Source organism: Caldivirga sp. UBA161 (assembly GCF_002506515.1).
Lineage (GTDB): Archaea > Thermoproteota > Thermoprotei > Thermoproteales > Thermocladiaceae > Caldivirga.
The window spans coordinates 24,134-33,634 of record NZ_DAXS01000039.1 but is presented as its reverse complement, the minus strand read 5'-3'; the positions used below and the strand labels follow the sequence as shown (position 1 = coordinate 33,634).

Annotated in this window: 13 protein-coding genes; 6 read left to right on the top strand and 7 right to left on the bottom strand. The window is 43.5% G+C overall.

Features of this window, described 5'->3' with window-relative positions; translation table 11 throughout:
- Positions 1–157: 157 nt before the first annotated feature.
- Both BP896_RS09810 and BP896_RS09805 read right to left on the bottom strand, forming a co-directional pair.
- A complete protein-coding gene (locus BP896_RS09810) occupies positions 158–322 on the bottom strand; it encodes a hypothetical protein (RefSeq protein ID WP_349681933.1) in 165 nt (54 codons plus the stop codon).
- A 62-nt stretch (positions 323–384) separates the two neighbouring features.
- Positions 385–648: a PaREP1 family protein gene (locus BP896_RS09805; RefSeq protein ID WP_349681932.1), complete on the bottom strand. Its 264-nt coding sequence runs from the start codon at positions 646–648 to the stop codon at positions 385–387.
- Positions 649–742: 94 nt separating this feature from the next.
- On the opposite strand from BP896_RS09805, the gene BP896_RS04655 reads away from it, so the two are divergent.
- Entirely contained in the window at positions 743–1,618 is an 876-nt protein-coding gene (locus BP896_RS04655; protein WP_291766232.1) for an SMP-30/gluconolactonase/LRE family protein, read from the top strand.
- Between the two features lie 4 nt (positions 1,619–1,622).
- Here the strand turns inward: BP896_RS04655 and BP896_RS04650 are convergent, their stop codons facing one another.
- A complete protein-coding gene (locus BP896_RS04650) occupies positions 1,623–1,769 on the bottom strand; it encodes a DNA-directed RNA polymerase subunit P (protein WP_349681934.1) in 147 nt (48 codons plus the stop codon).
- A 164-nt stretch (positions 1,770–1,933) separates the two neighbouring features.
- On the opposite strand from BP896_RS04650, the gene BP896_RS04645 reads away from it, so the two are divergent.
- The 3 genes from BP896_RS04645 to BP896_RS04635 are packed head-to-tail and all read left to right on the top strand — an operon-like array spanning position 1,934 to position 4,110.
- Positions 1,934–2,572 (top strand): hypothetical protein, encoded by a 639-nt coding sequence (locus tag BP896_RS04645; RefSeq protein WP_291766230.1) that lies wholly within the window; start codon positions 1,934–1,936, stop codon positions 2,570–2,572.
- Positions 2,573–2,627: 55 nt separating this feature from the next.
- Positions 2,628–3,542, top strand: coding sequence for an ornithine cyclodeaminase family protein (locus tag BP896_RS04640; RefSeq protein WP_291766227.1), 915 nt, complete (start codon positions 2,628–2,630; stop codon positions 3,540–3,542).
- Positions 3,543–3,549: 7 nt separating this feature from the next.
- Positions 3,550–4,110, top strand: a complete 561-nt coding sequence (locus BP896_RS04635) for a DUF6884 domain-containing protein (RefSeq protein WP_291766224.1) — start codon at positions 3,550–3,552, stop codon at positions 4,108–4,110.
- Positions 4,111–4,121: 11 nt separating this feature from the next.
- On the opposite strand, the gene BP896_RS04630 is transcribed toward BP896_RS04635, so the two are convergent.
- A complete protein-coding gene (locus BP896_RS04630; RefSeq protein WP_291766220.1) occupies positions 4,122–4,703 on the bottom strand; it encodes a hypothetical protein in 582 nt (193 codons plus the stop codon).
- 178 nt (positions 4,704–4,881) lie between these two features.
- Positions 4,882–5,166 carry a MoaD/ThiS family protein gene (locus BP896_RS04625; protein ID WP_291766216.1) on the bottom strand — a complete coding sequence of 95 codons (285 nt, stop codon included), beginning with the start codon at positions 5,164–5,166 and terminating at the stop codon, positions 4,882–4,884.
- A 223-nt stretch (positions 5,167–5,389) separates the two neighbouring features.
- Between BP896_RS04625 and BP896_RS04620 the strand changes: the two genes are divergently transcribed.
- Positions 5,390–6,547: an alkaline phosphatase family protein gene (locus BP896_RS04620; RefSeq protein WP_291766213.1), complete on the top strand. Its 1,158-nt coding sequence runs from the start codon at positions 5,390–5,392 to the stop codon at positions 6,545–6,547.
- A gap of 11 nt (positions 6,548–6,558) precedes the next feature.
- On the opposite strand, the gene BP896_RS04615 is transcribed toward BP896_RS04620, so the two are convergent.
- Entirely contained in the window at positions 6,559–6,984 is a 426-nt protein-coding gene (locus BP896_RS04615; protein ID WP_291766210.1) for a metal-sulfur cluster assembly factor, read from the bottom strand.
- A 198-nt stretch (positions 6,985–7,182) separates the two neighbouring features.
- Between BP896_RS04615 and BP896_RS04610 the strand changes: the two genes are divergently transcribed.
- The gene (locus BP896_RS04610; protein ID WP_291766207.1) at positions 7,183–8,640 is read left to right on the top strand and encodes a dihydrolipoyl dehydrogenase; all 1,458 of its coding nucleotides are present in this window, start codon (positions 7,183–7,185) and stop codon (positions 8,638–8,640) included.
- Between the two features lie 3 nt (positions 8,641–8,643).
- Here the strand turns inward: BP896_RS04610 and BP896_RS04605 are convergent, their stop codons facing one another.
- On the bottom strand, positions 8,644–9,495 hold the full coding sequence (locus BP896_RS04605; RefSeq protein WP_291766204.1) for an ARMT1-like domain-containing protein: 852 nt from the start codon (positions 9,493–9,495) through the stop codon (positions 8,644–8,646).
- Positions 9,496–9,501: the final 6 nt, after the last annotated feature.

Sequence of the window (9,501 nt, the reverse complement as noted above, 5' to 3'; positions counted from 1 at the left end):
TGAGGATGAAGGTGGTAAACCACAAACCCGTAAACCACCCAAAGGCAACCCCTTTAGGGAGGAGGTCAGCTCACTGGATTCAGCCTTAGGAGTAGCTAGCATATGCGTAGTGAATTGGGCTTAGTGCCCTTGGATTAATGTGGTTGGGCTTCCAAAATTACTTAACCTTATTCCTTAACCTCCCCCTTATGAAGTTAATAACCTCAATTATATCCTTACTCACGAACCCCTCACTTGAATACCTTAATACCTCACTATCCTTGCCAAGGCCATTGTGCTGGAACTCATGTAGGTTTAAGGCTAATTCAACGTATAGCCCCAACCCCCATCACCTATTATTGAGGCCACCTCCCTAAGCCTTGAACTCGGCATAATGGCTATTACTCAATCAACCCTATTAACAACCCTACTTGGCGATAACCTCCCAGTACTCGTATAGTGTTTAGCGAACTCATCCCTATAATCAATGGCTAACCCAGCCGCATAAGCCTTAACAGCCTGAAAGGCCTTACCAGCAGCATTCCTCAATAACCCATTCTGAAGGAACCTCTCGGCTAATTCAGCCTCATATAATGCCTCCCTAAACCTATCCTCCTGATACTTCCCAGCATCAATCCAAGGCTTCGTAACCTCAATAATGCTTGGCATTACAGTAATTCACTGCGGGGCTGGGATAAATACCTTATTATGAGGTAAGCCTCTAAGTGCCGAATACTTATTAAGGTTAAATTAAGGGTGCCTTATGGCTTCAGGGTTAAGTAAACCCATGGTCCTAAGTAATGTGCCTAGGTCAATACTGGGTGAGGGGCCTATTTGGCTACCTGAGCCTGGCGTATTGTATTGGGTTGATATTTTCGGTAATAGGGTTCACTCATATAGGTTGAGTGATGGCTCAGTTAACTCAATTAATGTTGGCCCATACCCAAGCTGCGTAATGCCTAATGATGATGGTAATTTAATTGTTACGATTAAGGATAAGGTAATACTAGTTAACCCAAGTGATGGCTCAGTGGTAAGGACTCTAGCCACCATTAATGAGGGCCCTGGTAATAGGTTTAATGACTGTAAATGCGACCCAATGGGCCGCCTAGTGGCTGGTACAATGGATATGAGTGAGAGGAACCCCACAGGCTCACTCTACATCCTTGATTCACGAGGCCTAAGGAGGATACTGGCTTCAGTAACCATATCCAATGGTATTGCGTGGTCTAGTGATGGTTCAGTAATGTATTATATTGATAGCCCAACTAGGAGGGTTACAGTGTTTAAGTATGATAAGAGTGAGGGGGCCTTGGAGGGTACTATTGGCTACATTAACTTATCAAGCCTCCCAGGTGTGCCTGATGGGATGACCATTGACTCAGAGGATTACCCTTGGGTTGCATTATATGGTGGTGGTAGGGTTATTAGGATTAACCCAAACACCCGTAGTGTTGTTGAGCAGGTGGAGTTACCAGCCCAATACACAACATCATGCACATTCGGTGGAAGCGACTTAAGGACACTATTCATAACCACGGCCACGGATAGGAGTAGGCAAACCAGCGGCCCAGATGGGTACGTGTTTAGCCTTAACCTCAACGTTAAGGGGACTGTGGTTAATAAGTGCAGATTATAGGCCATTAAATGGCCGTTATTGAACTCCCCTTAAAGATCCTAACCTTAATAACAATATTGTAGCCGCAGTAGGGGCACCTTATTGTGCTTGCTGACCTTCCAAATATCTCAAGTTCACTCTTACCGAATGTCTTACCGCAGCTTAGGCACATGTAGATCTTCCTCTCCTCAATACCCTCCTCACCCACCTCCTGCTCCTCGGTAGTGTTATTGGCCTCACTCACAAAACCCCACTTACCCTAAACCCTTAAAATACGTTTCCATTATGGTTATCCTAAACGATACACCCTTATATTACCTGGATTATTCATGGGTAATGTATAAGCCGTTTTCAGAGGATTTAAGCTGTGATGAGGTTAAGAGAATTGAGTTAATGGGGGAGAGTGCAATTAGGGCTTATAGGAGAGTTGTTTCAATATTCAAGTCAAGTAAGCCCGGCTTATTCATGCTCATGGGCGACTATGGGTCAGGGAAGACGCTCATTGTTAGGAAGGCTACTGCTGGGTTAAGTAGTGGTAGGGTTGTGGTTAAGTCATTTAAGAGCATTAACCCTGACGCTGACTTATCCTGCTCAGGGGGTAGGGCAATTATGGGTTACGTAATCGATAACTTTGAGTTATTCTTCCAAAACCCTGAAGCCTACGCTGAATTGGCTAGGAACTACGTAATATCGGTTTCGCAGTATTACCCAGTACTACTTGTGGTTAGCCTCCCATTAATCATCGGTGACATAAGTGGGTATGGTGATGTAGTGAATAGGGTAGGTGAAATCCCTGAGGGCAATAAGATTATGGTTAGCTTCACCCCTGAGGAAACTAAGAGCATACTCAGTAGGTTGGGCATTAGTATTAATGAGCATGTTAAGCCCTACATCCTTAAGACACCTGGCTTAGGCATTAGGGCATTATCACCAAGTAAGAGGAGTGATGATGTGGTGGAAATAATAGTGATATAGCATCCTAATGCAACAGTAGCTTAATCCTTTAATTCAACCCATTAACCAACCAGTAATGCTCAGATTCATACCAAGGGAGCAGTTACTCAGGTTGATTAACCATAGTGAATTAGTTGAGGCAGTGAGGGATGCGTTAATTAAGTTGCATAGGGGTCAGGGTGAATTACCACCCAGATTCAGTGTAAGCATTAGGGGTAATTGGTGGGGTTTAATGCTTGGCTACGTTGAAGGGATGGGGGTTGGCGTTAAGATTGTTAACCTATACCCAGGTAATGCAGGTAAGGGTATTGAAACAATACATGGGGTAGTAATACTGTTCAATGAAACCGATGGAACACCCCTATTAGCCATGGATGGCTCATCCCTAACTGGGTTAAGGACGGCGGCTGCATCAGCGTTAAGTGTAATTGCCGCTGGCGCCTCCACTGATGTATTAGGCTTCATTGGCGCTGGGGAGCAGGCTAGGTATCATGCATTAGTGTTCTCAAGGCTATTCAAGGTGAGGGAAGCTTACGCCATTAGTAGGGGGTGGGATAGGTTAATGAACTTCATTAATTACGTCAAGGAATTGGGTATTGAAGCTCATGCGGCGGATAACGTGGATGAGATTATTAATAAGTGTAGTACTGTGGTTATTGCAACAACCTCCACACTACCTGTATTAACCATTAAGCCAAGAGGTGGGGTACATGTAATATCCATTGGGGCGCCTAAGCCAATAATTGAAGTCAGTAGGCCTGTTCTTGAGGGTGCTTCATGCATAATTGCCGATAATAGGGAGGCTGTACTTAATGAGGCTGGGGAGGATTTCACCGGCTTGAGGTTAATGGATCTTTCAGAGCTGCTTTCTGGGGACTATAAATGCATGAGGGGTAGTGGATACACTATCTATAAGTCAGTGGGCTTCTCCACACTTGACGTTGCGGCGGCGTATTACGTGTATAGGGTTTACGTTAAGGGTAATGGGTGATTACCCAATGCTAAATCATAATGTCGGTGCATTAATCTACTGCAGCGCCCGTAAGAGGATTAATGTACCTAACCCACCTGGGTTTGACCTTGATGATGAGGATAAGTATAAGTTAAGCCTACCATCATTACCAGCATTTGAAATGTACACTGGCCTTGAGTTCACTAAGACTATCCAATACCTTAACCTTAAACCCAACTCCACCTTCATACTATCTGCCAGATACGGCCTAATACGGGGGGATCAGGTTATAATACCCTATGAGGCTAAGATAACCTTAAGCAACTATAGGACTGTGGTTGATGGTTGGGTTAGGAGCGTTAATGGTAATGGCGGGATTAGGCACTTCATTAATTCCAGGTTTAACCTACTTGTGGTTAGGTTATCTGAATCCTATATGATGGCCATGGATTACTTAGTGGGTAAACTAGGTATTAACCCATGCATAGGTGAAAGGATAATAGTGTACTCACCAATAATGGGGCCATTTAACACATGCCCCAATACTGAATTAATTAGGGTTAAGGGGCAGGGTGATTACATTAAGAGGATTAAAAACCTAAGGTAGTATTCACTAGATTAACACTGCTTACTTGGCTGATTAGCCTGCCCTGATTGACCAGGCTGCTCGGTGGGTTGATTCTTCTTCCTATTTGGGCCTATGATGCCGGCTATTAAATGGCCCTCAGCTATTGATGCGAACACTAGGAGCCTAGCCCTATACTCAATTAACTCAACTCTACCGGTCTCCTCATACTCCAACCTAAGGTGTTCGGCAATCTCCTTAAGCGCCTTTACGTCATCCCACGTGTACTCTTCATAAGGCTTCTCAATTATTAAATACCTTAACTTCTGGTAATCCTCCTCAGTATAGTACTTAGTCCTGGTTCTAGGTACTGTTGATAATAAACTCCTCAAGGCCGCGGCCTCCGGCTGCGTGATTAAGCCCTTAATAGCCATTACGTCAATCAATGTATTACTGAAGTTATCCATGGAGCGTGATAATTCATTAACCTCAATCCTAAGCCCACTTACAGCACCCTCAATCCTACCCATCCTATCCTCAAGCCTATTCATCCTATCCCATAATAATGCAGTTAATGGACCAACAATAACTGCAACACTACCCAATACACTTAACACAGTCGCCACATCAACCATAGGCTACACTACGGCAAAGGCATGGAACTAAAATATAAGCTTTATGGCATTATTAAGCATTTAGCCACTTCACTAAGGAGATTAATGCCTCCTACACTTGATTCGGAAGCCTTAACAAATTGAATGCACCTTACCAATAGTTTAGAGCGCTTTCACCTACATAATGTGTATGAGGCCCTTAACCACCACCTATTGGTGGTAGGAGGACTACTTCATCACCATCCTTTAGTACTGTGTCTAGGCCCTTAACGTAGTCTATTGCCCTCCCATTAATTAAAATATTATAACCCTCTCTTAATCCACTATCATCATTAAGTAACGTCTTTGAAATATTGGGATTCACCTTCTCATCAATTATATTCAACAACTCCCTTACACTTATCCCATCAGGTACATTAAGCTCCATTCTAAGCGTCTTAGCCATTTCATAGAATATTGCAAGGAACTTAACAGTAACCTTCATCAATGCATAATACGGCGGCTCACTAATAAACCTTTTGCATTAGTTCACTAAACCACGAGGCTTTACCCTAATGGTGCTTAAGCCCGTAATTTATTTCTCAACCCCTAGTAAATAATTAAGGCTCTGTAATTGCTTAGTTAATCCTGTGTAATTAAATTAATACGCTTGAAGTACCGCTTTGCAGTAGTATTAATGTTAAAAACGCCCATGCATCACCCTCATTATGAGCGTGGTTAAGCCTGATTATAGTGGGGGGAGCCTGCTTAACTTATCATCATCCATATGCAGCTTCCTAGGCGTTAAGAATCAGTACCCTGGGTTGAGGGGTATTGATGGGGTTCAGGGTAGGAGGATACTACTACTCCTCATTGATGGTTTAGGCTATGTTCACTTAAGGCGATACTGCGGTAATTGTGAGGAGGCTAAGTGGCTTATTAATGTTAATGAATTAACAAGCGTATTCCCATCAGTAACATCAACGGTATTAACAACATTATCAATGGGAGTACCTCCCGGGGTGCATGGCGTATTGGGTACCGTCATGTATGTTAAGGAGGCTGGTAGCTTGGTTAATACTTTAACAATGGGTTTAATGCCTGATGGAAGGAGGGGTGAATTAAAGGACCTTGGCTATGACCCCAGGGTTATCTTCTATGGTGGTTCAACAATATTTGAGGAGGCTAAGTTAAATGGATATAATTCACTGGTTATTGTACCAAGGGGCTTAAGTGGGGGTTTATCGGACCTAATATACAGGGGTGCTGAGGTTAGGGAGTATGTGAGTACTTATGATGCCTTAGTACTAGCCTCCAAGGCCCTTGAGAATAATACCCTAGTTTACGTTTACATACCCACCCTGGACTCGATTCAACATGAGTATGGTCCGGAGTCTGAGGAGTATAGGGTTGCGTTAATTGAATTACTGAATACGCTGGGTAGGTTGATTAGGCATCTGCCTCAATCAACCACAGTAGTGTTAACTGCTGATCATGGCCAGGTTCAGGTTGGGCAGGGTGATGTAGTGAACTTGAGGATTATGACTAAGCTACTGGATTCATTATCAGTGGCGCCTTATGGTGAACCAAGGGCCCTTCAACTTAAGTTAAGTGATAAGGCGCTTGAGGGTGAGGTTAAGAGGACCTTATTATCAATAGGTAAGAGGCTAATTATTTACAATTCAAGTGAAGTCAAGGAACTACTTGGTGGGGTCGCTAATTATGTTGAGCAAAGGATGGGTGATCTATGGGTTATTCCCCTTGATAACACTGCCCTCATTTATCTTTATAAGCTTAACGATGATAAGGTGGCTAAGTTTAAGGGTCATCACGCTGGTTTACTTGACTATGAGATGAAGGTACCATTATCCATAATAAGCCTATGAGTAATCAATAATTACGCCTGGCTTTGGGACCCCTCCTGAGCCTGCTGTGCTTGCCACTGCTCCACTATGTCGTAGCCGTATATTGCCTTAAACATTTCCCTACCAAGTGGCGTCATCTTGAGGGGTGTCCATGGTGGATCAAAGACTAGGTCAATGTCGATATCAGTAGCCTCAGGTACAGCGGCTTGGAGCGCTTCCCCAACCCTATAGCCCAAGTCCTGTGATAGCGGGCAACCTACTGCCGTTAGCGTCATTTTGACCTTAAGCTTATTCCCATCCTCAAGCCTAATATCATATATTAGGCCTAAGTCATATACGTTAATTGGTATTTCAGGGTCATAAACATCCCTAAGAGCCTCCACTATCCTCTTAACCTTATCTGGGGGTAGGTTGGTGGTGAAGTTAACCTCCTCGGTGTTAACGTTATTATTACTCATGACACTCACCTATAGTGTGCCATCAGCGTCACATGTTTAAAAACCTTCCGCATCAGTGTAATCACTGTAGCTACTTGATTCAATTCCAATAAAGGCCGCACGCAATAATATCTAAGTCAAAAATATGAAAACATCATGTATTAATGCTAATTTTATGACTTATTAGGCTTTTAAATCCTAATAATGGCAGCTCTCTTCATGTCGCTCGGAAAATATGAGAATTTCCCACCAACCGATGCTGAATTTGAGGACCCACCAAGAGCCGGTAAGTATGATGTAGTGGTGATTGGTGGTGGGGGTGGTGGGTATCATGGCGCCTTTGAGTTAAGTAAGGGAGGGTACAGCGTGCTCCTGGTTGATGATAAGGGTAACTTAGGTGGTAATTGCTTATACGAAGGCTGTATACCATCTAAGGCAGTCTCAGCGTCACTCTACCTACTTGAGAAGTTGAGGGGTATATTAAGCTCAGTGGGTAATAATGATGCTGAGAAGGTTAGGTTACTTTGGGAGAACTTAATAGACCATAAGGATAACGTACAGTACCTCAGGTATCTTCAACACATTAGGGAGATTAAGGAGCATGGTAATGTCGACTTCGTTAAGGGTATTGCCAGGATAATTGATAACCATAAGGTCATCATTGAGTCAATTGACGGCTCCTGGAGTAGGGAAGTGGAGGGGAAGTACTTGCTTGTAGCCACAGGCTCATTACCAGTAAAAATACCTGTACCTGGCGCTGACTTAACCATTGGTAGCCAGGAGTTATTCGGCTACAGGACTAAGCTTAGGAAAATCCCCAATGACGTAATTGTAATAGGTGGGGGCTACATTGGGGTTGAGGTAGCCTCAGTGTTAAGTGGATTAGGTGTTAAGACTACTATAGTTGAGATGCTCCCCAGGATATTAAGCGGCTGGGATTCAAGCATAGTATCAATGATTGAGGAGAAGCTAAAGAATAGGGGCGTCACCATATTAACTAACTCAAGGGTAACAGGCATTAAGGAGGAGGGTGGGCAGAAGATTGTTGAGTACAGTAGGCCTGATGGAAGCATGGGTTATGTAACTGGTTCAGAGGTTATAATGGCTGTTGGTAGGAGGGCTAATGTTGAGGGCCTTAGTCAACTGGGTATTGTTGATAGGAATCACGTTGACGTTAATGGCGGTATGGCAACTAAAGTACCCAATGTTTACGCTGCAGGTGATGTAATAGGTAAGTACATGCTATACCACGCCGCAGTGAAGGAGTCTGTGGTGGCTTCATGGAACATAATGATGGGTAGGCCAATCTTTGAAGTTAACTTCAATGCAATACCCATGACAATATTCACTGAACCTGAGGCAGCCATGGTTGGGTTAAGTGAGGAAGCCGCTAAGGCCAAGGGCATTAACTACGCTGTGGTCCAGTATCCACTTAGTGATGATTCATATGCACAAATCATAGGGGTGAGGGATGGTTGGGTTAAGTTAATTATTGAGAAGGAGGCCCAGAGGATTATTGGTGGTGTTATTTACGGTGAGGCGGCGTCAATGATGATTAATGAAGTGGCTTTAGCAATAGCTGTTAATGCCAGGGTTAAGGACATTGCCCTACTAGCCCACGCCCACCCAACGATCTTTGAATCAATAGATAGGGCTGCCATTAAGTATAGCCTATAATGCCTAGTGTCTTGAATTTAAGTACCTTGAATGCAGTATTATTGGTTTATTGAACTCAACGTTAAGCATCCTTTGAAGTGGGGCGCACTTAACCTTGAATAGGAATAATGCATTAGGGTGGTTAATCCCCGACTCCAAGTATGCCTCAAAGTTACCCACACCCTTCGATATTACTAAGTCCGACTCCTTAATGTAATTATTGTAGATTTCACTGCTTAGGAAGGCTGGGTAACGGTTCCCTGTATTAACAATATTAATATTACTATCCTTAATCATCCTCTTAACGTAATCGTAGGTTACATCAGTTTCATAGGGCTTAAGCCTGGCTACAATAGTTACCTTCGAGTGCGAGGCTAACTTACTAATTAATACACTATCCACGGCAAACTCTCCCGCATTATCAACAACATACGTAACCTTCCCAATACCCTTAATCACCTCTGATAACTCCTCCTCACTGGTGCCAAGCCATATTGGCTCCTCATTAATACTACGTATAAGCATGCCCTCATTAAACGTGTAATTAAACATTGGTACATCAACTGAATTAGCGGCCGCAGCCACCTTAATCAACTCAACTTCACTGGCATTAATAATCCTTGGTACAATGATTTCCCTAGCCACCTTCTCATAACGATCCTTCTCACTGGCATATGGATCCTCTAAACCAACTATTCCCGTTAATTCCTCAAAGGAGTTTGCAAATGTCCTAGACCTACCGAGGGGTAGGTCATTAGCAACCCTAACTATTATCCTCCTAACTGATTCAGGATCAGACCTATTGAACTTCTTTAACTCACTGAGCCTGGACGTTAAGGCGCATAGGGTACACTCAGCGTAGTCTATATACTGCACAATGGG

Bases quoted from the DNA above. Each gene is read 5' to 3' on its own strand.
- BP896_RS09805 (WP_349681932.1), bottom strand. From the start codon at position 648: ATGCCAAGCATTATTGAGGTTACGAAGCCTTGGATTGATGCTGGGAAG.
- BP896_RS04655 (WP_291766232.1), top strand. From the start codon at position 743: ATGGCTTCAGGGTTAAGTAAACCCATGGTCCTAAGTAATGTGCCTAGG.
- BP896_RS04650 (WP_349681934.1), bottom strand. From the start codon at position 1,769: ATGTGCCTAAGCTGCGGTAAGACATTCGGTAAGAGTGAACTTGAGATA.
- BP896_RS04645 (WP_291766230.1), top strand. From the start codon at position 1,934: ATGTATAAGCCGTTTTCAGAGGATTTAAGCTGTGATGAGGTTAAGAGA.
- BP896_RS04640 (WP_291766227.1), top strand. From the start codon at position 2,628: ATGCTCAGATTCATACCAAGGGAGCAGTTACTCAGGTTGATTAACCAT.
- BP896_RS04635 (WP_291766224.1), top strand. From the start codon at position 3,550: ATGCTAAATCATAATGTCGGTGCATTAATCTACTGCAGCGCCCGTAAG.
- BP896_RS04630 (WP_291766220.1), bottom strand. From the start codon at position 4,703: ATGGTTGATGTGGCGACTGTGTTAAGTGTATTGGGTAGTGTTGCAGTT.
- BP896_RS04625 (WP_291766216.1), bottom strand. From the start codon at position 5,166: ATGAAGGTTACTGTTAAGTTCCTTGCAATATTCTATGAAATGGCTAAG.
- BP896_RS04620 (WP_291766213.1), top strand. From the start codon at position 5,390: ATGAGCGTGGTTAAGCCTGATTATAGTGGGGGGAGCCTGCTTAACTTA.
- BP896_RS04615 (WP_291766210.1), bottom strand. From the start codon at position 6,984: ATGAGTAATAATAACGTTAACACCGAGGAGGTTAACTTCACCACCAAC.
- BP896_RS04610 (WP_291766207.1), top strand. From the start codon at position 7,183: ATGTCGCTCGGAAAATATGAGAATTTCCCACCAACCGATGCTGAATTT.